This is a genomic window from Rossellomorea arthrocnemi, assembly GCF_904424705.1.
In the GTDB taxonomy this organism is placed as follows: domain Bacteria; phylum Bacillota; class Bacilli; order Bacillales; family Bacillaceae_B; genus Rossellomorea; species Rossellomorea arthrocnemi.
The window spans coordinates 34,615-58,728 of the sequence record NZ_CAJGBF010000014.1 but is presented as its reverse complement, the minus strand read 5'-3'; the positions used below and the strand labels follow the sequence as shown (position 1 = coordinate 58,728).

Below are 24,114 nucleotides of genomic sequence, written 5' to 3'. Positions count from 1 at the left end.
CTTGTACATGGTCAGGGATTTTAAAAAATGATATAATGTTTCAAGTTGAAGAATGTTTACTTTCTTCTAAACTCAATATCGAAAGCGAAAGACCGATGGCAAAATAAATATTGATTTCATATAATGCTTTTAGATAGACGATTGTTGGAGGTTCTATTATGACGATATATCATTTCGTAGGAATTAAGGGGTCGGGCATGAGTGCGTTAGCCCAAATACTCCACGATATGGACTACGAGGTCCAAGGATCTGACGTAGATAAGTATTTCTTTACCCAGAAGGCACTGGATGATTCAAATATAAAAATTCTCCCATTCCAAAAAGAAAACATTGGAGGGGATATGCATGTGATTGCAGGCAATGCTTTTCCGGATACCCATGAAGAAATTCAGGCTGCCGTGGAACAAGGTCTGCCTGTTACCAGATACCATAAATTTCTTGGTGACTTCATGCAGGAATTCACAAGCGTAGCAGTAACCGGTGCACACGGAAAAACGTCCACAACCGGTTTATTGGCGCATGTCATTAGTGGCGCAAAGCCGACGTCCTTCCTGATCGGGGATGGAACAGGTAAAGGCGAAGTGGATGCAAAGTACTTTGTATTCGAAGCGTGCGAATACCGTCGTCACTTCCTGTCTTATTTCCCAGACTATGCCATTATGACGAATATTGATTTCGATCATCCCGACTATTTTGCCAATGTGGATGACGTCTTTTCCGCATTCCAGGAGATGGCCATGCAGGTGAAAAAAGGAATCATTGCATGCGGGGATGACGAACAGTTACAAAAGATCCAGGCTCAGGTACCGGTGGTGTTTTATGGCTTCGCTGAGGAAAATGACTTCCAGGCGAGAAACGTATCGAGGGACAGGTCGGGTACATCATTCGATGTATTCGTACGGAATGAATTTTATGCCTCATTCAAAATCCCGACATTCGGCGACCATAACATCATGAACGCCTTGTCTGTCATCGCCATTTGTCACTATGAAGAGCTCGATACAGCTATCGTTCAAGAACGACTGAGCACATTTAAAGGAGTCAAACGCCGTTTCTCCGAGAAAGAAGTGGGCTCACAGATCCTGATCGATGACTATGCGCATCATCCGACTGAAATCAAGGCAACCGTCGACTCGGCAAGACAAAAATATCCTGAAAAAGAGATCATCGCTGTCTTCCAGCCTCACACATTTACACGGACGCAAACCTTCCTTACAGAGTTTGCCGAAACGTTAAGTCTCGCTGACAAAGTGTATTTATGTGAAATCTTCGGTTCCGCAAGGGAAAACCACGGGAAACTTTCCATCCACGACCTTGAAAGCAAGATTGAAGGATGCGAAATCATAGATGAACAAGATACAACTGCTTTACTCAAACATGAAAACGCAGTGCTTATTTTCATGGGGGCAGGCGACGTTCAAAAGTTCCAACAAGCGTATGAACAGAAGCTTGGGGAACAAGTGAAAGAAGAAAATTAAAGGTAGGAACCGGTTCTTTGGGAACCGGTTTTTTTGTGGTTTAAAGGTGATTTGACAGGAGAATATTTGGGTGAGTTTGCCTGTTAAAAAATGAGGAGAATTCAACAGGAGAAAAAACGGTGAAAATCAACAGTTGAAATCAAAAGAGAATTGAACAGAAGAATCACCACCAGAAATCACCTGTCAAAATCACCATAAAAGCCACCATCATTCATCATGACGGTGGCTCAATCATTCTTATTTCAAATTCTCCGGATTCAACACGTCAAGCTCGTCAATGACAAACCTTCCATCTTTTCGAATCAATACATCATCGAAATAGATTTCTCCACCGCCATACTCAGGGCGTTGAATCATTACCATGTCCCAGTGGATGTTTGAGTGATTTCCGTTATATGCCTCTTCGTAGCATTCACCCGGTGTAAAGTGGAAGCTGCCGTCGATTTTTTCATCAAATAAGATGTCCTGCATCGGATGCTGGATGAATGGATTCACACCAATGGCGAATTCCCCAACATACCGTGCCCCTTCATCCGTATCGAAGATTTTATTGATTCTGTCTGTGTCGTTGGCAGTAGCTTCAACAATCTTACCTTCTTTGAAAGTCAATTTTACGTTTTCGAATGTAAACCCATTATAAGGGGACGGTGTATTGTAGGAAATGACGCCGTTCACTGAATCCTTCACAGGTGCACTATATACTTCTCCATCGGGAATGTTCAGTCGTCCTGCACATTTCACTGCAGGGATATCCTTGATGGAGAATGTAAGGTCCGTCCCTTCACCGACAAGGCGGACTTTATCCGTGTTGTTCATGAGTTCTACGAGGTTATCCATCGCTTTATCCATTTTGCTGTAGTCCAGGTTACAGACATCGAAGTAGAAGTCTTCGAAGCCTTCTGTACTCATGTTGGCTAACTGTGCCATGGATGAAGTAGGATAGCGGAGCACGACCCATTTCTTCTTAGGGACGCGGATTTCTCTATGTACTTTCTTCCCGATCGTATTTCCATGGATTTTCATCTTTTCATCAGGTACATCAGATTGTTCGCTGATATTATCGCCTGCGCGTAAACCGATATACGCATCCATTTGCTCCATGACATTCGCTTCGAAGCTTGCAATCATGTTGTATTGTTCTTCTTGCGCGCCAATCAATAATGCGCGGTCGACGGCATGATCTTTAATGGATACGAAAGGATACCCCCCTGCTGCATACGCTTCTTTAACAAGTGCCGTTACCAGTTCCCGCTGCAGTCCGAAGTTTTCAATCAATACTTTCTCGCCAGGTTGTAATTGCACTGAATATTGAATTAAATTTTTTGCCAGCTTTTCAATACGTGGATCTTTCATTTCATTTTCCCCCTTGTATGTAGTCTTTATTATTGTACCCTAAAATGATAATGGATGAGAGAAGGAAAATGTGAAATGCTAAAACAAGAAAAATATTTATTTTTTCATGCAGGAAAATTGTTTGTGGAGGAAGAAATACTAGTATAATGTTTAAATGTTTATCTTAAGGGTAAAGAATTTCTATACATGGAGGTGTGGCATATGGAAATCATTCTTTATCTGAGCGTAGCGGTTATAGCGGTAGCATTTTTTATTTTGGTTATGAGCGTAATGAAGACCTTGAAGTCCCTGGGCACAACATTAGACAGTGTGTCGACTACATTGACAGGACTTGAGAGCCAGCTTCAAGGAGTGACGAAAGAGTCTACAGAATTACTACATAAAACAAATTTATTGGCTGAGGATATCCAGAAGAAATCTGAGGATCTGAACACGGTTGTTTATGCGGTAAGAGATGTAGGGCATTCCATCCAGAATCTTAATAACTCGGTGAAGAAGGTAAGTACTTCCATTTCTACTGAACTGGAGCGCAACCAGGGGAAGATTTCACAGGTGGTTCAATGGGGAAATGCATTTATTGAGTTAAAGGACAAATGGAAACAAAAACAGGAAAAACAGCCAACACAACCTGATGTTGCTGATGCAGCTGTTACAAACCAAGCATCCAAAGAAGTTCGATCTCGAGAAAAATTAGTTAAAAGAGCAAGATCTTATAACAATTAGAGAGGGGAATTTTAATCATGACTCAACAGTACAATCAAAACCAGAATCAAAATCAGAACCAAACAAATGACAGCAACAACATCAACTCAAAGGACTTTATGATCGGAACACTCATCGGAGGATTCGTGGGAGCTGCAGCGGCCTTACTACTGGCTCCAAAATCCGGTAAAGACCTACGTCATGATCTCAATGAGCAGGCTGGTGTTATAAAAGAAAAGACAGGTCAGTGGAAGGATACAGCTGTAGAGAAGAGCAATGAGCTTGCAGCAGTGGCGAAAGAAAAATCTTCTGCCCTATCAAAATCCGTACAAGAGCAGTCCAACAATGTGGTTGGGAAGCTGAAAACATACCGTTCCAATAATAAAGAGCTGGAAGAAACAAATGATGAGCTTCAAGCTGTCTCAGTTGGAGAAACAACAGCTTTGGAAGAAACAGAAGATGTGAATCAAAAGCTCGAAGAAACCAAAAAAGCGTTCGATGAAACTGAAAAAACATACAATCAATAATAATTGATTCCAGGGACGGTGAAGTGATATGATAACTTCACCGTTTTTTGTTTGGGTAAAAAGGGCCAGGGGAAACCTTGGCAGAAAAGAACGTACTCTTTAGGAAAGGAAGTATGAATATATGAAAAAGATTGAAACCGTCCAGGAGTTTGAACAACTTTCAGAAACGAATCCCCGCTTCTTTTTTATGAAACATAGCCTCACATGCCCGGTAAGCTCTAATGCCTTTAATGAATACCAGGCGTTCCTGAATAAGAATACTGAGGAAGAAGGCTATTATTTAGCGGTGCAGGAATCCCGGGAACTTTCCCAGCATATCGCCGAAAAATACGGGATCAGACATGAATCCCCCCAAGCTTTCCTGTTCATAGAGGGAAAACCGGGCTGGAATGCGTCACATTGGAAAATTACCGAAAGCGAATTGAATAAGTTATAAAGGAATGGACTCTGATTTAGTCGGGGTCCATTTTTGTTTTTGGAAATACTTTGTAAATTTCTCCTTTACGTTTATTAATCTTCTTACAGGGAAATTAACTTATAAGAATAAAAAACAAGTAAATGGAGGAACGATTCATGACACAGCCTGTACCTTATGAAACTGGAACAAGAAATAATACGAAAATGAACGGTAAAAGGAATGGCAAGTTAGTAAAAGGTATGGTGGTGGGAGCCGTTTTAGGTGGAGCTCTTGCCCTACTGGATAAGACGACGAGAAAAAATGTTTCATCCAGAACATCAGACATGAAGGACTCCACCATGGGAATGGTAGCTAAGGTGAAAGAGAATCCCTCTGGAGTCGTAAATGACTGGCAGGATCGTCTGAAAACAGCGTCCAGCGTATTGAAGGAAGCCATAAGCGACGCACAGAGCCTATATGAAAAGGTGAATGATGATGTGATGGATCAAGTCAATCAAATAAAAGATGACTCTTCGGAGATGATTACCACTACGAAAGAAGCGGCAGAAGAGTTAAAAGGTATTGGAGGCAAAGTGCAAGAAGCGGGAGAAGAAATAACCGGCGACTCCACTTCATCACAGCCTGTGACAAGCTCAACTTCCACTCAGGACCACATTATTCATCCAACCAACCGTAAGAGCGGAATCCCGGGTCAAGTTGGATCATAATAAAAAAACTGGCGTAATTGCCAGTTTTTTTGGTTGTCTGTAACTCATCAACGAGAGGCATGCGGCCAGAGGATTTCCAGTTCGTCACCTTGTTGGATTTCTTCATAAAAAGTCGTTTCCACGCCATTCTTCAAAAGGACAAAGCTTCCGTTTGAATGAGTGGGCATATTGATTTCCACTGAATTAAATAAATCCTGAAAAATAAATGAGCCCGTTTGCTGCTCCTCTATTACAATGGAATCTCCCGAGAATAAGCGATCATCCCGTTCAAGCTTGAGGCTGTTCCGGGTGATTCTGCTGCTTTCTTTCTTAAGGTACACTTCTTCACCGTTAAACGTTATGCGGATCGCCGACTCAGAAGTGAGCTGTTTCTTTGCGAGAATTTCCTTTACTGTTGGAGTAATACCGGGTTTGAAAGAAATGACATCAGCATTCTTGACTTTAGCAGATGGCTTGGCTTCCATACCATTTATGAATAACTTCCCGCAATAGGTCGGGAAGAATGTATCCACTCCATTAATGGAGATTCGATAAGGCCTGGATCCCTCTAACCATTCGTTATAGCCGAAATGGGTTAACAGGTCCAGAAGGGTGTCGATCAATTCTATTCGAATCACATCTCGATCCTGGATGACTTCTTCCAATGATCCGGGCAGATTGTTTCGGAAGACGAGGGGAGTGACCAGATGAGGGTTCCCGTCTATGACAATCTGTTTGCTAGAAGAGGTATCCACAAGATCCCCAATCGTCACCTGAGGGGAAGAGCCGTCCTGTCCTTTCTGAACTGAAATTCTGTCATGATTCTGGATGGTTTCATCCAGTTCGCTCTGCTCCCCGTTTCTTTCAATGTGTGGCGGCAGACCGTGACCTCCGGGTAAGGTGATGTCCTGTCCATTGACGCTCACAAAGTAACCTTTACCTGGTGTACCATGCCATTTGCTTAGCTTTAGCCCTGCAGCAAGGATGCAGTCGCCGACTGTTAGATCCTTCACTTCGAATAAGCGTACAGGCTGGTCATTCACATAGGCTGTCACATATTGAACAGGGGCCTGTTTCGCTGCAATGGCGATTCCGATCGGGGTGACAAGCTCCGGACCTTTCGTCACTTCGTCTGAAACGGTGACATTCTGAATCGCGTCCACACCTCTTACTGCCACACGATTTGCAGGCAGCTGAAGGGAAGAAGCCAGTTGCACAGGAAGACCTGGCGTCAGGCTGCCTCCCCCTACGAGCATGACGGCCTGCGGTGGCTTCCCATTGTTCAGACGCAGAATTTCTTTTGAAATCTCCCCGGCGAGGTGATTCACAGCAGGAGAGATTTTCTCTATCACTTCAAGGGACGGGACGTTCGTTTCGAACCCGAGAATATCGGTTACCGTCATCTCCCCTGAGGATTGAAGTCCCCTCTTGGCCTGTTCGGCTAAAGGGAAATCCAGTAAGAATTCATGACTGATGGCTTCTGTTATTTCGTCCCCTGCTGTTGGAACCATTCCATAAGCAATGACCGTACCGATATTGGTAATGGCGATATCGGACGTTCCAGCTCCGATATCTACCAGTGCAACGTTCAGACGCCGCATAGACTCAGGAATGAGAACGTTAATCGCAGCGATGGGTTCAAGCGTCAGGGCTTCCATCTCAAGTTCCGCACGGGTAAGTGCAGCAATCAGGGACTCCACGACGACGCGGGGAAGGAAGGTGGCAATGATTTCGACACTTGCTTCTTCCCCCTGCTGATCGATCAGACTACCGATCTCCTCACCATCCAACCGGTAAAAAAGAACGGAGTAGCCAACACAATAATAATGATAATCTTTCGAACTGTTCTCACTTTCTGCTGCCATTGCCTGCGCTTGCTGAACTGCGCTCAATTCCAGGTGGAGAATGTCATTTTTCTGTAGAAGGGGTTTTCCCTTAATAATAGAAGTGGAAAGCGCGGTCTCTGTTTTAAGAGCCCTTCCTGCTGCTGCGACGCACACTTTGTGAAGAGGGCCGTGTTTTGTTTCCAATTTCACCTTGATAGAGGAGATGACTTCCGCAACGGCAGGAACGTCATGAATCTGCCCATCAAGCATGGCTCTCTTCTTATGTTCTTCTATCAAGATATCTGAAACTTGAAATATTCCGTCTATTTCTTCCAAAATAATACCGACAACCGACCTGGTTCCGATATCTAATGCAAAGATTTTTTGGTTATTTTTCACTTTGTGTTCACCCACTTTAACCTAGTCTCATACAATACTAAAATACTTTAGTGCTTAAAAGCGTCTAATTAATAAAGAATTTTATCGTGACATTTTAGATGTGTTCTATTATAATAAGTTTCAATATCAAAAATGTATCATACTTTCTTAAAACTATAACAGTTTTTACGTATGAACAGGATAAAAAAAGAAAGGGTGCTGTATTGTGAGTAATCAAGAGCTCGATCAATTACGAAAACAAGTAGACGAGATGAACTTAAAACTATTAGACACCATTAATGAACGTGCTAAACTAGTTCAGGAAATCGGGCGTGTCAAGGAGACTCAAGGAGTATACCGCTATGATCCTGTTCGTGAACGAGGGATGCTTGATCTGATTAAAGAAAATAATAATGGTCCTTTTGAACATTCGACCATTGAACATATTTTTAAAGAAATCTTCAAAGCCGGTTTAGAGCTTCAAAAAGACGATCACCGTAAAGCACTATTGGTTTCACGTAAAAAGAAACCGGAGGACACGATTGTCAATATTAATGGAGAAGCCATTGGAGATGGAAAACCTCATTTCGTCTTCGGTCCATGCGCCGTTGAATCATACGAGCAAGTGGCTGAAGTTGCGAAAGCTGTTAAAGCTAAAGGATTGAAATTACTTCGGGGCGGAGCGTTCAAGCCGAGAACGTCACCTTATGACTTTCAGGGGCTAGGCATTGAAGGATTAAAAATTCTTAAAAAAGTGGCGGATGAATATGGCCTGGCTGTCGTCAGTGAAATCGTCAATCCCGCCGATATCGAACCGGCATTGGAATACATTGACGTAATCCAGATCGGTGCAAGAAATATGCAAAACTTTGAATTGTTGAAAGCTGCCGGAGCTGTGAAAAAGCCCGTACTGCTTAAACGTGGTTTAGCCGCAACGATTGATGAATTCATCAATGCTGCTGAATACATCATTTCACAAGGGAACGGAGACATCATCCTTTGTGAGCGTGGAATCCGTACGTACGAGAAAGCAACAAGAAACACATTGGACATTTCAGCGGTGCCAATTCTTAAGCAAGAGACGCATCTCCCGGTATTCGTGGATGTAACACACTCTACTGGACGCAGAGATCTATTGCTTCCAACAGCCAAAGCAGCACTTGCCATCGGGGCAGATGGGGTCATGGCCGAGGTTCATCCAGATCCTGCCGTCGCCTTATCCGACTCCGCTCAGCAAATGGACCTTGATCAATTTGATCATTTCTACAAGGAACTGTTAAAAGGCAGAACGATAGAAGTATAATGGTATGAAGGGCTGAATCCTTTTTTGAGGGATTCAGCCCTTTTTGATTGATGGGATGAAAGTGCCTCGTATGCAGGATGGTACGGATATCAGCATAAAATATATCAGCGAAAATTGTATTTTATCAGCGAAGGCTCATTTTACTTTTCCTATCCCCATAAAAAGAAACACCCCACTTCCAAACCAATATGCTATAATAATCTTTTTGCACAAATAAAAGCTGACGAATTGCAGGAATATCAAGACTATCGTATGATAATCTACATAATTGCAGATAAATAACCAATATCAACACTAATTTGAACATAAATATGTGCATTTTTTAACAAACTATTGTAATCGCTTTTTTCTTTAGGTTTATTTGGTGTAGAATAAGGTAAATGAGTAGAAGAGTGAAGGAGTGTAAGCTATGAACGTGACAATATATGATGTAGCAAGAGAAGCTAATGTATCTATGGCCACAGTTTCCCGTGTGGTCAACGGAAATCCAAATGTTAAGCCCGCAACAAGAAAGAAGGTAGTGGAGGTCATCGATCGTCTCGGTTATCGTCCGAATGCTGTAGCAAGAGGGCTTGCCAGTAAGAAAACAACGACAGTCGGCGTTATCATCCCTGATATTTCAAATATTTTCTATGCAGAACTCGCACGTGGGATTGAAGATATTGCCACGATGTATAAATACAATATCATTTTAAGTAACTCGGATCAGAATGCCGAGAAGGAGCTTCATCTGTTGAATACAATGCTTGGGAAACAAGTGGATGGCATCCTGTTCCTTGGTGGCCATATTTCAGAAGAGCATGTGCAGGAGTTCGAGCGTTCTCCCGTTCCGATCGTACTGGCTGGTGCAGTCGAAGATACGAACAAGATTCCTTCCGTGAATATCGATTATAAGGCGGCGTCATTTGACGCAGTTTCCGAACTGCTTGAGAAAGGACACAAGCGCATCGGTTTCGTAAGCGGTCCTTTCCACGATACGATCAATATGAAGTTTAAACTTGAAGGGTACAGAGAAGCACTGGCCAAAGCAGGCGTTGAATACAGCGATGATCTGGTCGTAGAAGGCGAATATACGTATGATTCAGGACTGGAGGCGTGGCAAAAGTTCTCTGAGCTTTCGGACAAGCCGACAGCCATCTTCGTCGGGAATGATGAAACAGCCCTTGGTGTCGTCCACGGTGCTCAGGACCAAAACGTCTCCATCCCGGAAGAAGTGGAAGTCATCAGTTTTGATAACACAAGACTGGCCCTTATGGTCAGACCTCAGTTAACTTCCGTTGTCCAGCCTTTATACGATATCGGAGCAGTGGCCATGAGATTATTGACGAAATACATGAACAAAGAGACAGTTGAAGAATCGACGGTCGTTCTTCCCCATCGACTTGAATACCGCAACTCAACAAAATAAGAAGTTTGTCGATATAAATGATAAAGACAAACAGAACTTCTTTTTGTAGGGAGAGTCAAAATGAAAAAGCTTGATGTTCTTACACCAATCGGGGTTGCAGTCGGATTCCTATTTGTTGCATTCGCCATTATTTCGAATGCCGGAGTGACCGGATTCAGTTCCTTCATCGATCTTCCGTCCATGCTTGTTGTCATCGGCGGATTGATTGCGGCCATGCTGGTCAGCTTTTCGATCAGGGAATTGAAACAGCTTGGGAAAGTGATGAAAGAATCCTTTCGTGATGTGGAATATGATCTTCACCATCTGATCCGTACGTTTGTGACATTGTCAGAAAAAGCAAGGCGTGAAGGACTTCTCTCACTGGAGGCAGAAGTGGAAGCGGTTGAGGATCCTTTTATCCGAAAAGGGGTGCTGCTCGCTGTCGATGGAATCGAGCAGGACGTAATCGTCGATATTATGAATGCTGAAATCATCGCGTTAGAAGAACGGCACCGCAAAAATAAAAGCTTATTGGATAAGGCAGGGGAGTATGCACCTGCCTGGGGGATGATCGGTACGCTGATCGGCCTCGTTTTGATGTTAAAAAATCTAAATGATCCAGCTTCATTGGGTCCTAATATGGCGATCGCCTTACTTACGACCCTGTACGGATCCTTACTTGCAAACCTTGTTTTTTTGCCCATGGCATCCAAGCTTGCGATGAAAACAGAGAAAGAAGTGTTCATGAAACAAATCGTGATTGAAGGTGTCATCGGGGTACAATCCGGTCAAAATCCGAAAATATTAGAAGAGAAATTAAGAGTGTTTTTATCTAATGAGGAATTGCAGATGTATTCAGTCAGGGAACAAGTTGGGACTTCTTCAGATGAAGCGTAGACGAAGGCCGGTATCCCAGCCTCAGGGGGCACCAAAATGGATGGTTACGTTTTCTGATCTCATTACTCTTATTCTCGTATTCTTTATTCTATTATTCTCTATGTCACAAATCGATATTGTGAAATTCAGGACCATTGCTGATTCCTTTCAGCAGCGGCAGATTCTCGAGTTTTATCCTTCTGTCATCCCTTTTGATAATCCGTCGGCAGAACCAGAAATGGAATCCGAGGATTCAAAACCTCAGGGAGATGGGGAAGATCAAGATTTAAACTCGTTATTGGCAAATATCCAGAGTTATTTGAAAGAGAACAAATTGAGTGACGCCGTTGTAGCTAACAGAACTGAACGGGGAGTGGTACTTGTTCTTCAGGAACAGGCATTGTTCGCATCAGGCGAAGCAACGGTCCTGCCAGATGCCTATCCGTTTTTGAATAAAGTCGGTGTTCTTTTATCAGAGATCCCGAACTTTGTGAAGGTGGAGGGGCATACAGATAACCGCCCGATCAATACCTATCGTTTCCCATCAAACTGGGAACTCTCATCAGCGAGGGCAAGCAGTGTGGTGCGTTACTTGATTCGAACCGAAAATCTGGATCCAAAACGATTCATCGCCGTCGGATATGGAGATACACGCCCGATCGCCCCAAATAATACCGGGGAAAATCTTCAGAAAAACAGGCGGGTTGAAGTGATCATCACCGATCCTGCATATGAGGAAAGATAAAAAGCAAGGACTTCCCGTTGAGAGGGGAGGTCCTTGCTTTTGTTGGTGCATGCTAAAAATATATATGACGTTATTGATAGTTGATGACCGCTGGACTAGGGTCCAATTTCAACACTTCTTCAGGGGTCAGGACAGGGATATCTTTATCATAGAACACCTTGAAGGCGCCATACTGTGTCGGTTCATCCCGAACGTACTTGCCGTACAGTGCCTGCTTGTCTGCGGCAGCTCCCCAACCATCAAAGTTAATAGCGACTTCGACATTGTCAGTCGGTTCTATCGCATCTTTGTTTGTCAGTACGGGACCTGTAAATTGGTGGACCAGAACTAGTTTATCCGGCAGGTTGTTTTTTTCCGCAAGCGTTGATATATATTCAATCGCCTCCTGGATTTTCCGGCCATCGACTTCGCCGAGATCCTCACCGGGTTTTTCCCCTTCTGCCACGTGGAATTCCGTATCGATTGCCAAATGAACATTCGGACGCTTAAGCCACTTTTCAACCATTTTTACCTGATTCATGACCGTATCCGTTCCAAGCTGAATATCAAGCAAGACCAGAGCATCGTGCTTCTCGGCAAGCTTCACATACGTTTCGATATTTTCCTCTGACGTCATCTGCACATAATCACCGTCGGGACCGGGCGCATTCTGGGCCATCGTCGTAATCAACTCAATTGTCGGTACAGCAGGACGATCCGGGTCGAGATCGGAATAAATCTGGGTTTGTTCTTTCAGCTTTTTTATGTACTCTTCCGGTTCATACTTCCCAAGAATCCCCATATGTTTCGACGCGGGTGTTCCATAGTAGGTCACCAGGCGATGGTCCTTTAGTGGGCCATCTGATGGATCATCCACACCGTTTGCCAGCGTCTCACCAAAAGGTACCGTGCGTTGAGGCTTTTCTTCTTCTGCCTGCCCCTCTTTATCCGGTTGAGTTTCTTCAGACAGAGTTTCCTTCAGCGACACAGCATCTTCAGCCGGTTCCAAGGGTTGAAAAGGTGGCTTACTCTGTTCCTTGCTTTCTGTCGCCAGGTCTTCTTTAGGGTTCTTTTCTCCCTTTGATTTGTCTTGTTCAGAAGTTGTTGCATCTTTTTCCTGTTCCTTTGTTGCAGTGGGAGAGGAACAGGCTCCCAGTATAAGTGATACAGTTAACATTATCGGCAAATATTTATTCATTGCCTCACACATCCTTTTTCTTAGAAGATTATGGAGGAGTTTAACACATTTTCCTTTACAAGAAAGCTATGTAAACCAATTGATAGATAGATTTAATACAAAAGAAAGACCAAGTCCCAAGCACGCACACGCTTAGAAAAGGGGGCTTGGCACTTATTCTATCATTCTTTCTTTTCTGGTTCCTGTATTATGCTTGTCGGACAGGGCGAGCCCCTTCCGCTTTTCTGTATGTCCAGCTCCGGCGGCTAGAGGCTCGAGGTCATAAGTCAAACCTGCCAAAAAGGCAAAGAGCGCCTTTCCGGCAGGTTCGTCTTATGCTTGTCGCCTCTGCCCAAGCCGCCTCCGCTTTTCTGTTTAACTGGAGGGTTTTTGTCTGAGTTGTTGCCGGATGGAGTAGAGGGCTTTTTCCAGGGTTTGTTTGTTCTTTTCTGTGATTTCTTCTTTTCGCGGGATCGGCTTGTAGATGTCAGATGCATCTGTCCATTCTGTCGGTAGTGTGACACCTGCTTTACTTTGCCAGCGCTGCGTCCATTTTTCAGGAAATGAATCGGCGAGATCTATTCGACCGGTCATCTGCATCCAGATCATGCTCCAGGCTCTTGGGACGACTCTCCATATGTCATAGCCTCCGCCTCCAACGGCAATCCATTTCCCATCGCAATACTCATGAGCAAGCTCATGGGCGATGCGGGGGATTTCCCGATAAATGTTCATGGTTGCCGAAAGGTGGGTGAGGGGGTCATAATAATGGGCATCCGCTCCGTTTTGGGTGAGGATCACGTCGGGCTTGAAGAATTCAATGACTTCCCGGAAGGACGTTTCATAGGCCTCGAGCCATGATTCATCCTCTGTAAAGGCATCGAGGGGGATATTGAATGAATACCCGTACCCTTTTCCGTGACCGCGTTCATTGATATTGCCTGTTCCCGGGAAGAGATACCGCCCTGTTTCATGAATCGACAGGGTGCAAACATCCGGATCATCGTAGAATGACCACTGGACACCATCCCCATGATGAGCATCGGTATCTACATAGAGAACTCTCGCCCCGTACTTTTCCTGTAAATAGCGGATCGCGACAGAACTGTCATTATAAATGCAAAACCCCGACGCCTTTCCCTTGAATCCGTGATGCAATCCGCCCCCAAGATGAAGGGCATGCTTCGCTTTCCCGGTCATAACGTAGTCCACAGCCGTTAGCGTACCGCCCACTAAATATGCACTTGCTTCATGCATACCTTGAAACATCGGGGTGTCTTCTGTACCGATCCCAAATCCTTCCGCCTGATCTTGAGAAAGCTGGCCATCACTTGCTCGCCTGACAGCGTTTACGTAGTTGGGATCGTGATTAAGATACAACTCTTCGTCTGTAGCCATCCGGGGAGGAACGATTTCATCCGGTTGAAGAGCATTCACTTCTTTCAATAAGTCCATCGTCAGGGTGATCCGGGTCTGATTGAAGGGATGCTCATCAGAGAACCGGTACCCCAGCAGTTCATCTGAATAGATAAAGACGGCATCCTTAGTCATGATGAGATTCCCGGCATGTTTGGCCATAACACGTCATATCCTTCTTTCTTAAGATCATTGATCACATTCATCGGATTCATCGTTCTTACCCGGAATACAAGGATTTTATATTCTTCGTCCTTTTTATCCGGATAGACGAGGACACTTTGGATATTGGAATTATTCCGTCTGATGATGCCTGCCACCTCATAGAGGATACCGGCTTTATGAGGGACCTTCACTTCAATTTGAGATCCGGGCTGGTGTGCACCGGTTAATTGAATCAGGGTATACAACAGGTCCGTTTCCGTAATGATTCCAACGAGCTTCTTTTCCTTCAGGATAGGAAGGCAGCTGATATGATGCTCATAAAAAAGGGCAGCGACTTCTTCGACAAAGTCCAGTGGATGCCCGGTGATTACGTCGGTCTTCATGATGAATTTAAGAGGGTTTTGTAACTCGGAAGTATTTGACCCTTCATGAAAAATGGAAGGTGTACCATCTTTTACATCCCGGTCACTTACGATGCCTACGATTTCCATCGTGTCATTGGTGATCGGGATATGCTTGATTTTCTTATCCCTCATTAATTGTATGGCCGATGCAATCGTATCGTCGGCTTTCAATGTTTCGATTTTCGTTTTCATTATCTCTTCAACAATCACGTTCTCCACCCCTTTTAGAAAACTGTCCCGTTAATACATAAAGCGATTCATAAATCGAAGCTGATCAAATCGTTGAATGGAATCTGAATCCACTCTTTTTCCGATTCTTGCCATTAAGCAGTTGGCCGGATGGGAACTGATTTCAGGGTCATCCGTTGCATAATATTCCAATCCGCCTGCGTTCATCATCTTTTCCATCACTTTCCGGTATTCCCATACGTTCAGGCCGGTTCCTTTGAGGTCCCAGTGCCAATAATATTCAGTCGTTATGACGATATAGTCTTCCATATGATCATCCATCATGGATACTTTTAATAGATTTTTCCCGACGGCAGCTCCGCGGAATTTCGGGATGACCTCAATGGCTCCAAGCTCGATCAGGTTCTCCATCTTTCCCTGGGACCACCGTTCGAGAGGATCTGGATATAAATATGTAACGTACCCGACAATGGTATGATGGTCTCTCGCAATCAAGATACGCCCTTCTGGTAGACTGGCAATCTCAATAAGGGCTTTGTGCTGCTGGGCTGGGGGCCTGAAAGCGACCAGGTCCTCGTGAAAATCAAGGCGGGCCAATTCCTCTGCGGAAATCGGTCCTTCAATAATGATGTTTCCTTTTGCTGTCTTTAATTCTGTTGCATTATAGGTTTTTTTCAATTTCATCTGGACACCACCTAAAGATATTCCTCTAGTCCATTATACATGAATTTAAAATTGAGAGAGCGCTTTCACGAAAAATTCAGAGGTTTAACGGGTTAATGTTATTCTAAAATACCTATAGAGGATGGCGATTCAACAGGGTTTTTCACAGAAAAATAAGGAACATACTCTATGGCAGATTTTTTAAAAAATTGAGAAAATATTCGTTTTATACTATAATAAGATTGTAATTTCTTACATAAGGGGGATGCGGTATATGAAAGTGGAAGCGTTACCAGTGACTAAGGGCAACTATAATCTTGAAAGCTATGAAAATACGTATGAATCATTCGATTGGAAAGACGTCGAAAAAGAATTTTCATGGGCGGAAACAGGTCGCGTCAATCTGGCACATGAAGCGATTGACCGACATGCAGTGTCTTTCAGAAAAAATAAAGTCGCTCTTTATTACCGAGATGCAGAACGTGATGAAAAATATACGTACTCTGATATGAAGAAGATGTCGAACAAAGCAGGAAATGTATTAAAGCGTTTTGGGGATGTTGAAAAAGGGGACCGTGTTTTCATTTTCATGCCGAGATCACCGGAATTGTATTTCTCCGTATTAGGAGCGATCAAACTTGGCGCCATCGTGGGACCATTGTTTGAAGCGTTCATGGAAGGAGCTGTCCGGGACCGCCTGGAGGATAGCGAAGCAAAGGTACTCATCACCACTCCTGAGCTATTGAAAAGGGTTCCTGTAAGTGAACTGCCAAACCTGAAGCATGTCTTTCTGATAGGTGAAGATATTCAGGAGGACGATGTTCATGTGGACTTTATGACTAAATTTGCTGAAGCGAGCAATAAGCTGGAAGTGGAATGGGTAGACCGTAACGATGGACTGATCCTTCACTATACATCAGGTTCTACAGGGAAACCAAAAGGGGTCCTTCACGTTCATAACGCCATGATCCAGCATTATCAAACGTCTAAATGGGTACTGGATCTTCAGGAAGAAGATGTGTATTGGTGCACAGCGGATCCAGGCTGGGTTACAGGGACTTCGTATGGAATCTTTGGTCCATGGCTGACAGGTGCCTCCAATGTCATCGTAGGGGGACGCTTCAAGCCGGAAAACTGGTATAAAACGATCGAGGATTATGGTGTTACGGTCTGGTACAGTGCACCGACTGCCTTCAGAATGCTAATGGGTGCAGGGGATGAAGTTGTAAAACAATTCGATCTGAGCTCCCTTCGTCATATCCTCAGCGTGGGAGAACCGTTGAATCCTGAGGTTGTCCGGTGGGGGATGAAGGTATTCAACCTGCGCATCCATGATACATGGTGGATGACTGAAACAGGCGGTCAACTGATCTGTAACTATCCAAACATGGAAATCAAACCAGGCTCCATGGGGAAACCATTCCCGGGTATCAAAGCAGCCATTGTCGATGATCAAGGAAATGAAGTTCCTCCGTACCGCATGGGGAACTTAGCGATCAAGAAAGGCTGGCCATCGATGATGAATCAGATCTGGAATAATCCACAGAAGTATGAATCTTACTTCATGCCTGGTGACTGGTACGTTTCAGGGGATTCTGCCTATATGGATGAAGACGGCTACTTCTGGTTCCAGGGGCGGATCGATGATGTCATCATGACTTCAGGAGAAAGGGTAGGTCCTTTCGAGGTGGAAAGTAAGCTTGTTGAACATCCGGCTGTAGCAGAAGCAGGGGTAATCGGAAAGCCTGATCCGGTCCGTGGTGAAGTCATCAAAGCATTCATCGCCCTGCGTGACGGATACGAAGTGACAGACGAACTGAAGGAAGAAATTCGACAGTTCGTGAAAAAAGGTCTTGCTGCACATGCGGCTCCTAGAGAAATCGAATTCCGTGACAAACTGCCAAAAACACGAAGCGGAAAAATCATGCGCCGTGTATTGAAGGCATGGGAGTTGGACCTGCCGACAGGTGATTTGAGTACAATGGAAGATTAATAGATATGTTAGGAGAACCCCTGCTCTTGGAGTGGGGGTTCTTTTGGCTATGGGAGAAGAGTTCTTTGCGCCATAGCATAGGGGATGGCCGATTTGTGTAGAATAGTTATTTTTCGACAAAAGGCTCATAAAATTGAAAAGTGGCTCATATATCTGAATTCCTGCTCATATTTTCCTGAAGTCAGCTCATAAATCTGAAAAATGGCTCAAAAATCTTGAAAAACAGCTCATAAAATCGGCAGGAGAGATCGTCAAAGGTACTGAGCCCTCATTTAGGTAGTTTGGACCGACACTTAAGTAGAAAGAGCAGATCCAATTCGTATGAATTCAGTAAAAAAAGAATAGAAAGAGAGGGCATCTTTACAAAAGGCTGTTTTCGTAAACTATGTTACTATTCAATTAGCAAGTACTGTTTGATTTCCACTCCAATTGTTCCCTTTCCGCGGGGCGCGTGTTGATCTTCCTTGGGCTAAAATTGTCCTGTGGGGTCTCACTTGTCAAGCTCCGGCGGCTAGCCCCTCGAGGTCATAATAGCGACAAAATAAATCACAAAGAAAAATGGGTGTTAGAAGCCGGATTCAAACGCGCCTCCACGTTACCGTCAGCATACACCGGAAGTAGTTAGAGATTTTGAACCGCAGAACAGACGAGTTCCAATCACTCAATTGTCCAGTTTTTCAGAAGATGAAATAGCAGCAATGGTTGAGAAGATAGCCAACATAAAAAGAGGGAGACGTCATGTCGACGTTTCCCTCTTTTAAATCCTTCTTTAGTTCTGTTCCCCAGGTGGATCGGGTTCCGTAGGTGGTTCTGTTCCGCCTCCACCGCCGTCACCGCCGTCACCGCCGCCATCTTCTGGCGGTGGTGGCTCCGGTTTGTCCGGCTTATCCGGTTTTGGCGGGGGATCGGATGGTTTATCCCCTGGCGGTTTCGGATCCGTACCCGGTTTATCCGGTTTATCAGGTTTAGGATCCGGTTTCGATTCGGGCTTACCGATTTGCACCGTATTGGAACGGGAAGATTCTTTGCCGGCTACATCGACTGCAACCACATAGAAGTCACCGTTTCCAACGGACACTGCATAACTGGCTCCGGACTTGACGCTTCCGACTTTCCCGCCGGATGTGTTGTAAACCCGGTATCCGACGACATCGCTGCTTGCAGATGGCGTCCAGGTGATTTTGTTCCCGTTTCCGCTTGCTTTCACGGTTCCTGGAGCTTGCCCATCATCAGAAATCTTGTTTTCTGCGACGAGTACATTTTTAAATCGTTCATCTCCATCCGGTATGAGTTTGTCCGGATTTCCAGGGACGGCACCGAAGATGTTTTTCACAAAGTCAGGATTCAAGATGACACCCGGCTGTGAAAATTCTTCCGGAGTGTTCGGAAGAGCAAGGTATTTCTTTCCGTTTACCATCACGTATCGGCTCATAAGTAAGCTGTCATCCGTTTTGGTAGGTACAAATTTTGCGTTGAATAAATCACTTTTTACGAGTCCAGCCTGGCTGCATGCTTCTGATGGAAGCAGTCCGGAAATCGAACAGAAAGATCTTCTGACAATTCCTTCTGGCTGTTGGAACGATGCATCAGGGTCGATGAGTTCGGGTGCAAGGTCTCTCGTATCATTCAGTAAGTAAGACCACAATCTTATGTTACGTAAGCCGTAATGTCCATATTGTGCGCGTGATGACGCTGTGTTTAATGACGAAGGTGAGTCATATCCGAACCATGTCCCGAATGTGATACTTGGATTGGATGCGACAAACCAGTGGTCCTTATAATCCTGACTCGTTCCGGACTTCCCGGCCCAGTCTGAACCAAAGTTCAGGAAGGTTTTCGCATATCGCCCGGTACCAAGGGAATGATCCAGGGTATCTCTCATCATATCAATCGTTAAGTAGGCGGTTTGTGGACTGAATACATCCACAGGGTCTTTCTTATGCTCATAGACGACCGTGCCATCCTTATCGACGATCTTATCAATCATGAATGCATCAATGAATTTCCCACCATTTGCAAAAGTGGTGTAGGCATTCACATTTTCTTCCACTGTCACACCTGTAGTAGTTGCTCCAAGCGTTAATGAAAGGTTATTGTCATATCGGCTTGACAGGGTTGTAAAGCCCATTTTCAACAGAAACTCTTTAAATGGATTTCGGTTATAAATATTCGCATACGTTCTGACAGCGGGAATATTTAATGACTCTGCAAGGGCAAATCTTGCAGGGAAAAGCCCGCGTTCCCTGAATGAATAGTTTTCAGGTGTCCAGCCATTGATATTGACGGCGACATCAGGAATAGGTGATCCCGGTGAAAGGTAGCCATATTCAAGTGCAGGTGCGTAGGCGAGCAATGGCTTCATGGTGGAACCGTTTGATCTCAGTGACTGGGTGGCATGGTTGATTTGTTCCAATTTAAAGTCACGGCCGCCGATGAAGCTGATGATGCGTCCTGTTTTATTTTCAATCATCATGGCTCCTACCTGGACCGGCTGTTCCACTTCGACTTCTTTCCCTGTATCAGGGTCGGTTGCGGTTATGGTTTTCGTAGGACCGTACATTTCATACGCATTTTTTGTTTTTTGCATTTGATCATAAATCTTCTTGTTGATGGTCGAATGAATTTCGTACCCGCTTTGACGAACATTGCGGTCAGCCAATGTTCGGTACTTGTCTTCGAGCTCATCATTATTCTCTAGATCCTGTTCGGAATAGCCCTCTTTCTTGGCAAGCACATTTTTCATGATATCCACTGCTCTGCTTTCAAGTTCGGCAGTCAGCCAAGGGTATTGCTCTTGAGGTGATGGCTTAGGCTTTACAAAATCCTTTGAGATGTCATAGGCAACGGCCTCGTCATATTGTTTTTTCGTAATATATCCCTCCCGGTGCATACGGTAGAGGACCGTGTTTTTTCGGCTCATCCCGGCATCGAGATTCTCTTTGATCTGCCCATTATTTTTAAACGGTGTGTAAGAGAATGGGGCTTGCGGAAGGCCGGCGATGAAAGCTGCCTGAGGCAGGGACAGGTCCTTTGCTTCCACTCCAAAGATACCTTTTGCGGCCGATTGGACCCCTGCAATATTTTGACCGGAAGAATTTCGTCCAAGAGTCGCTACATTCAGATACGCTTCCAGTATTTCATCTTTATCAAAAAATCTCTCTAAGCGGAGAGCGAGAAGAATTTCTTTCGCTTTTCTCTCAAATGACACTTCATTTGTGAGGATTTGGTTTTTAATCAGCTGTTGAGTAAGTGTACTCCCACCCGATTGGGTAGAGGAATTCGTGAATTCCTGCAGTACGGCACGCATGATCGCTTTCGGTACAACACCGTTATGTTCGTTGAAGTACTCATCTTCCGTGGCGATGACGGCATTTCGCAAATCTTTCGAGATATCTTCAAGCTTTACTTCTTCCCGCTCCAGGTCAGTACGCAGTTTCCCCAGATATACGTTATCAGAGAAGTAAAGTCGAGAGGTTTCCTCGTAGTTGTAAATGTCCTTTTTCATTTGATCATAAGGACGGATCGGTTCTTCCTTGACGAGTGAAGCGAAATAACCTGCTCCAACTCCCCCTGCAAATGCGAATCCCAATACAAAGATAACGACCAGGATCAAAGACAGGTTCCAGAATACTCCGTATGTAATTCTTGCACGTTTTTGTAATCCAGTATTTGAAAAGAACCTGATTGCAGGATCTAATTTTTCGAGTAATTTGTTCCATTTTTCCTTCATATATCATTCCCCCCAGAACATTCCCATTATAGCATATTTGCAAGAAGGCTGTCGTAAAAAGTCAAATAAAATGGTCTTTTAGCACGCGTTTAGTTGACTATTATTTTAGAATATGATAAAAACCTAATATAGCGAAATGAATGATGAGTCCTTCATCTGTTCGGATTTCTGTATGAAAAAATAAATGACAACGCAATGAGAGGAATAAGTAGTCTGCCTTCCCTGTTACGAAGAGAGTCAGTGGGTGCTGTGAACTGACACAAATGGCCGATGAATTACATCCTGGAGCTTTTGCTGTGAACACTAGTAGCAGCAAACGGTGAAAGCCGTTATCTTGAATGAGTGAAGGATGTTATTCCTTAATTTGGGTGGTACCGCGCGACAGCGTCCCTGCATATATGCAGGGACTTTTTTGTTGTCAGCTTGTTTATCAATAAGGAGGAAAAAAGATGGATTTACTAAAAGACTTGGAATGGCGTGGGATCACGTATCAACAAACGGATGCGGAAGGCTTGAAGGATGTATTGAATAAAGAAAGCATCTCGATTTACTGTGGAATTGATCCAACAGCGGACAGTATGCATATTGGGCATTTGCTTCCATTTTTGACGCTTCGTCGTTTCCAGAATCAAGGGCATCGTCCCCTTGTACTGGTGGGAGGGGCAACCGGATTAATCGGTGATCCGAGTGGTAAAAATGAAGAGCGTAAACTGCAGACGATTGAAGCCATTCAGGGAAATGTAGCAAGTATAAAAGTACAGCTTGAGAGCATCTTTGATTTTGAAGGGGAAAATGGTGCAGTGATGGTGAATAACTATGACTGGATCGGAGCGATGGACGTCGTCACATTCCTTCGTGACTTCGGTAAGCACGTAGGTGTGAATTATATGCTGGCGAAAGATACAATTGCTTCCCGCTTGGAATCAGGTATTTCGTACACTGAATTTACGTATACGATCCTTCAGGCTCTCGATTTCAATCATCTATATGACCACTACAATTGTAAGCTTCAAATCGGCGGCAGTGATCAGTGGGGGAATATCACGACAGGCCTTGAACTGATCAGACGTACCCATGAAGAAGAAACGAAGGCGTTTGGTTTTACGATTCCACTCGTAACGAAGGCGGACGGAAGTAAATTTGGGAAAACGGAAAGCGGCGCTGTATGGCTTGATCCGAAGAAAACGTCTCCTTATGAGTTCTACCAGTTCTGGATTAATGCGGCGGATGCTGATGTCGTGAAATATTTAAAATACTTTACCTTCCTTTCTCATGAAGAAATTGAGGAACTGGCTCAGTCTGTAGAAACAGAACCTCATCTTCGTAAAGCACAAAAGACACTGGCGGAAGAAATGACGACACTCATACACGGAGAAGAAGCCCTTGATCAGGCCATCCGTATTACTCAAGCTCTATTCAGCGGTGACATTAAGTCATTATCCGCTTCAGAAATACTAGAAGGCTTTAAAGATGTTCCATCCTTTGAGCAGTCTAAAGACGAAGAAATCGGATTGATCGATCTCCTCGTCAATGCAAAAATCTCTCCTTCCAAACGTCAGGCAAGAGAGGACGCAGGAAACGGTGCGATTTATATTAATGGCGAGCGCGTGACAGATCTTCAGCATATAATGGGTGAAGGTGACAAGATCGAAGGACAGTTTACGATCATTCGTCGCGGAAAAAAGAAATATTTCAGAATTCAGTACGTATAATAGGAAATAGAATCTTTCAGTGCGGTATCCGTTTCTCTTTTCTGGAGCGGGTATCGTGCTTTTTTGTGTAAAGGGATAAAATGGAGGAGGCTGTCAATCAACGTTCAAAAAGGAAGAGGTTTTTTCATAAACGTCTCATAAACGCAGTGACGACATGTTTCGTGTAATCATTTCAATCATTCTAAAAAACGCAAAAGTACACAAAAAACACTGCCCATAAAATGGACAGTGTCTTTCTTACAAAGATTAACGAGAGTAGAACTCAACGATAAGAGCTTCATTGATTTCAGCTGGTAATTCAGAACGTTCAGGAACGCGTGTGAATGTACCTTCTAATTTGTCAGCATCGAAAGTTAGGAATTCAGGAACAAAGCTGTTCACTTCCATCGCTTCTTTGATGATGTCAAGGTTACGTGATTTTTCACGAACTGAGATAGTTTGACCAGGAAGTACGCGGAATGAAGGGATGTCTACGCGAGATCCGTTCACTGTAACGTGACCGTGGTTAACAAGTTGACGTGCTTGACGACGAGTACGAGCAAGACCTAAACGATAAACAACGTTATCCAGGCGGCACTCAAGTAGCGCCATGAAGTTTTCACCGTGTTTACCTTGTAATTTGCCAGCTTGGTCAAATAGGTTACGGAATTGACGCTCAGTTACTCCGTACATGTGACGAAGTTTTTGCTTCTCTTGAAGTTGTAAACCGTACTCAGAGATTTTTTTACGTTGGTTAGGACCATGTTGTCCAGGAGCGTAAGGACGCTTTTCTAATTCTTTACCCGTACCGCTTAGAGAGATTCCAAGACGACGAGATAATTTCCAGCTTGGGCCAGTATATCGAGCCATGAATGACTCCTCCTTTATTGTTTTTATTTTGTTGTAAAATAAAAACACCTGTGAATAAACAATTATGTGCATTTTGTTTTCATGTACCTTCGCCCTAGCAGCAGAGGGTTACAAGATACACCTCAAAGTGTAGAGGAACAAAATACGAGCATAAAGGA

At 44.1% G+C, this 24,114-nt stretch carries 19 protein-coding genes and 1 other annotated feature; of the genes, 11 read left to right on the top strand and 8 right to left on the bottom strand.

Annotated elements, in window-relative coordinates; translation table 11 throughout:
• Positions 1–158: 158 nt before the first annotated feature.
• Positions 159–1,478, top strand: coding sequence for a UDP-N-acetylmuramate--L-alanine ligase (gene murC, locus BAA9072_RS17120; RefSeq protein WP_201715905.1), 1,320 nt, complete (start codon positions 159–161; stop codon positions 1,476–1,478).
• A gap of 237 nt (positions 1,479–1,715) precedes the next feature.
• Here murC and BAA9072_RS17115 read toward each other — a convergent pair whose 3' ends face one another.
• Positions 1,716–2,831: an aminopeptidase gene (locus tag BAA9072_RS17115; protein WP_201715904.1), complete on the bottom strand. Its 1,116-nt coding sequence runs from the start codon at positions 2,829–2,831 to the stop codon at positions 1,716–1,718.
• Positions 2,832–3,032: 201 nt separating this feature from the next.
• On the opposite strand from BAA9072_RS17115, the gene BAA9072_RS17110 reads away from it, so the two are divergent.
• From BAA9072_RS17110 to BAA9072_RS17095, 4 genes are all read left to right on the top strand, one after another.
• On the top strand, positions 3,033–3,554 hold the full coding sequence (locus tag BAA9072_RS17110) for a DUF948 domain-containing protein (RefSeq protein ID WP_201715903.1): 522 nt from the start codon (positions 3,033–3,035) through the stop codon (positions 3,552–3,554).
• A 17-nt stretch (positions 3,555–3,571) separates the two neighbouring features.
• Positions 3,572–4,060, top strand: a complete 489-nt coding sequence (locus tag BAA9072_RS17105; protein ID WP_201715902.1) for a YtxH domain-containing protein — start codon at positions 3,572–3,574, stop codon at positions 4,058–4,060.
• 121 nt (positions 4,061–4,181) lie between these two features.
• The gene (gene ytxJ, locus BAA9072_RS17100; protein ID WP_201715901.1) at positions 4,182–4,496 is read left to right on the top strand and encodes a bacillithiol system redox-active protein YtxJ; all 315 of its coding nucleotides are present in this window, start codon (positions 4,182–4,184) and stop codon (positions 4,494–4,496) included.
• 137 nt (positions 4,497–4,633) lie between these two features.
• Positions 4,634–5,185, top strand: a complete 552-nt coding sequence (locus BAA9072_RS17095; RefSeq protein WP_230980920.1) for a YtxH domain-containing protein — start codon at positions 4,634–4,636, stop codon at positions 5,183–5,185.
• Positions 5,186–5,232: 47 nt separating this feature from the next.
• Here BAA9072_RS17095 and BAA9072_RS17090 read toward each other — a convergent pair whose 3' ends face one another.
• On the bottom strand, positions 5,233–7,389 hold the full coding sequence (locus tag BAA9072_RS17090) for a cell division FtsA domain-containing protein (RefSeq protein ID WP_201715900.1): 2,157 nt from the start codon (positions 7,387–7,389) through the stop codon (positions 5,233–5,235).
• A gap of 205 nt (positions 7,390–7,594) precedes the next feature.
• Here BAA9072_RS17090 and BAA9072_RS17085 point away from each other — a divergent pair, with 205 nt between their 5' ends.
• The 4 genes from BAA9072_RS17085 (at position 7,595) to motS (ending at position 11,679) form a co-directional block, all read left to right on the top strand.
• Positions 7,595–8,671, top strand: coding sequence for a bifunctional 3-deoxy-7-phosphoheptulonate synthase/chorismate mutase (locus tag BAA9072_RS17085; protein WP_201715899.1), 1,077 nt, complete (start codon positions 7,595–7,597; stop codon positions 8,669–8,671).
• Between the two features lie 409 nt (positions 8,672–9,080).
• Positions 9,081–10,079: a catabolite control protein A gene (gene ccpA / locus BAA9072_RS17080; protein ID WP_201715898.1), complete on the top strand. Its 999-nt coding sequence runs from the start codon at positions 9,081–9,083 to the stop codon at positions 10,077–10,079.
• Between the two features lie 60 nt (positions 10,080–10,139).
• Positions 10,140–10,955: a flagellar motor protein MotP gene (gene motP, locus BAA9072_RS17075; protein ID WP_201715897.1), complete on the top strand. Its 816-nt coding sequence runs from the start codon at positions 10,140–10,142 to the stop codon at positions 10,953–10,955.
• Complete coding sequence (gene motS / locus BAA9072_RS17070; protein ID WP_201715896.1) at positions 10,945–11,679, top strand: flagellar motor protein MotS; 735 nt, start codon at positions 10,945–10,947, stop codon at positions 11,677–11,679. The genes motP and motS overlap by 11 nt, the downstream gene beginning before the upstream one ends.
• 70 nt (positions 11,680–11,749) lie before the next feature.
• Here the strand turns inward: motS and BAA9072_RS17065 are convergent, their stop codons facing one another.
• The 4 genes from BAA9072_RS17065 to BAA9072_RS17050 form a co-directional block, all read right to left on the bottom strand.
• Positions 11,750–12,856: a hypothetical protein gene (locus BAA9072_RS17065; RefSeq protein ID WP_201715895.1), complete on the bottom strand. Its 1,107-nt coding sequence runs from the start codon at positions 12,854–12,856 to the stop codon at positions 11,750–11,752.
• 354 nt (positions 12,857–13,210) lie between these two features.
• On the bottom strand, positions 13,211–14,386 hold the full coding sequence (locus BAA9072_RS17060; protein WP_201715944.1) for an acetoin utilization protein AcuC: 1,176 nt from the start codon (positions 14,384–14,386) through the stop codon (positions 13,211–13,213).
• Positions 14,383–15,030, bottom strand: coding sequence for an acetoin utilization AcuB family protein (locus BAA9072_RS17055; protein WP_201715894.1), 648 nt, complete (start codon positions 15,028–15,030; stop codon positions 14,383–14,385). Before BAA9072_RS17055 ends, BAA9072_RS17060 begins: the two co-directional genes overlap by 4 nt.
• A 30-nt stretch (positions 15,031–15,060) precedes the next feature.
• The gene (locus tag BAA9072_RS17050) at positions 15,061–15,693 is read right to left on the bottom strand and encodes a GNAT family N-acetyltransferase (RefSeq protein WP_201715893.1); all 633 of its coding nucleotides are present in this window, start codon (positions 15,691–15,693) and stop codon (positions 15,061–15,063) included.
• A 253-nt stretch (positions 15,694–15,946) separates the two neighbouring features.
• Here BAA9072_RS17050 and acsA point away from each other — a divergent pair, with 253 nt between their 5' ends.
• On the top strand, positions 15,947–17,665 hold the full coding sequence (gene acsA, locus BAA9072_RS17045; RefSeq protein ID WP_201715892.1) for an acetate--CoA ligase: 1,719 nt from the start codon (positions 15,947–15,949) through the stop codon (positions 17,663–17,665).
• A 769-nt stretch (positions 17,666–18,434) separates the two neighbouring features.
• Here acsA and BAA9072_RS17040 read toward each other — a convergent pair.
• Positions 18,435–21,395 carry a transglycosylase domain-containing protein gene (locus BAA9072_RS17040; RefSeq protein WP_201715891.1) on the bottom strand — a complete coding sequence of 987 codons (2,961 nt, stop codon included), beginning with the start codon at positions 21,393–21,395 and terminating at the stop codon, positions 18,435–18,437.
• A gap of 186 nt (positions 21,396–21,581) precedes the next feature.
• Positions 21,582–21,790: a binding site (T-box leader), on the top strand.
• A 54-nt stretch (positions 21,791–21,844) separates the two neighbouring features.
• Here BAA9072_RS17040 and tyrS point away from each other — a divergent pair.
• Positions 21,845–23,107: a tyrosine--tRNA ligase gene (tyrS, locus tag BAA9072_RS17035; RefSeq protein WP_201715890.1), complete on the top strand. Its 1,263-nt coding sequence runs from the start codon at positions 21,845–21,847 to the stop codon at positions 23,105–23,107.
• 246 nt (positions 23,108–23,353) lie between these two features.
• On the opposite strand, the gene rpsD is transcribed toward tyrS, so the two are convergent.
• Positions 23,354–23,956, bottom strand: a complete 603-nt coding sequence (rpsD, locus tag BAA9072_RS17030; RefSeq protein ID WP_034765742.1) for a 30S ribosomal protein S4 — start codon at positions 23,954–23,956, stop codon at positions 23,354–23,356.
• Between the last annotated feature and the right edge of the window lie 158 nt (positions 23,957–24,114).

Excerpts from the sequence above, each read along its gene's own strand:
- murC (WP_201715905.1), top strand. The coding sequence starts at position 159 with ATGACGATATATCATTTCGTAGGAATTAAGGGGTCGGGCATGAGTGCG.
- BAA9072_RS17115 (WP_201715904.1), bottom strand. The coding sequence starts at position 2,831 with ATGAAAGATCCACGTATTGAAAAGCTGGCAAAAAATTTAATTCAATAT.
- BAA9072_RS17110 (WP_201715903.1), top strand. The coding sequence starts at position 3,033 with ATGGAAATCATTCTTTATCTGAGCGTAGCGGTTATAGCGGTAGCATTT.
- BAA9072_RS17105 (WP_201715902.1), top strand. The coding sequence starts at position 3,572 with ATGACTCAACAGTACAATCAAAACCAGAATCAAAATCAGAACCAAACA.
- ytxJ (WP_201715901.1), top strand. The coding sequence starts at position 4,182 with ATGAAAAAGATTGAAACCGTCCAGGAGTTTGAACAACTTTCAGAAACG.
- BAA9072_RS17095 (WP_230980920.1), top strand. The coding sequence starts at position 4,634 with ATGACACAGCCTGTACCTTATGAAACTGGAACAAGAAATAATACGAAA.
- ccpA (WP_201715898.1), top strand. The coding sequence starts at position 9,081 with ATGAACGTGACAATATATGATGTAGCAAGAGAAGCTAATGTATCTATG.
- motP (WP_201715897.1), top strand. The coding sequence starts at position 10,140 with ATGAAAAAGCTTGATGTTCTTACACCAATCGGGGTTGCAGTCGGATTC.
- motS (WP_201715896.1), top strand. The coding sequence starts at position 10,945 with ATGAAGCGTAGACGAAGGCCGGTATCCCAGCCTCAGGGGGCACCAAAA.
- BAA9072_RS17065 (WP_201715895.1), bottom strand. The coding sequence starts at position 12,856 with ATGAATAAATATTTGCCGATAATGTTAACTGTATCACTTATACTGGGA.
- BAA9072_RS17060 (WP_201715944.1), bottom strand. The coding sequence starts at position 14,386 with ATGACTAAGGATGCCGTCTTTATCTATTCAGATGAACTGCTGGGGTAC.
- BAA9072_RS17050 (WP_201715893.1), bottom strand. The coding sequence starts at position 15,693 with ATGAAATTGAAAAAAACCTATAATGCAACAGAATTAAAGACAGCAAAA.
- acsA (WP_201715892.1), top strand. The coding sequence starts at position 15,947 with ATGAAAGTGGAAGCGTTACCAGTGACTAAGGGCAACTATAATCTTGAA.
- BAA9072_RS17040 (WP_201715891.1), bottom strand. The coding sequence starts at position 21,395 with ATGAAGGAAAAATGGAACAAATTACTCGAAAAATTAGATCCTGCAATC.
- tyrS (WP_201715890.1), top strand. The coding sequence starts at position 21,845 with ATGGATTTACTAAAAGACTTGGAATGGCGTGGGATCACGTATCAACAA.
- rpsD (WP_034765742.1), bottom strand. The coding sequence starts at position 23,956 with ATGGCTCGATATACTGGCCCAAGCTGGAAATTATCTCGTCGTCTTGGA.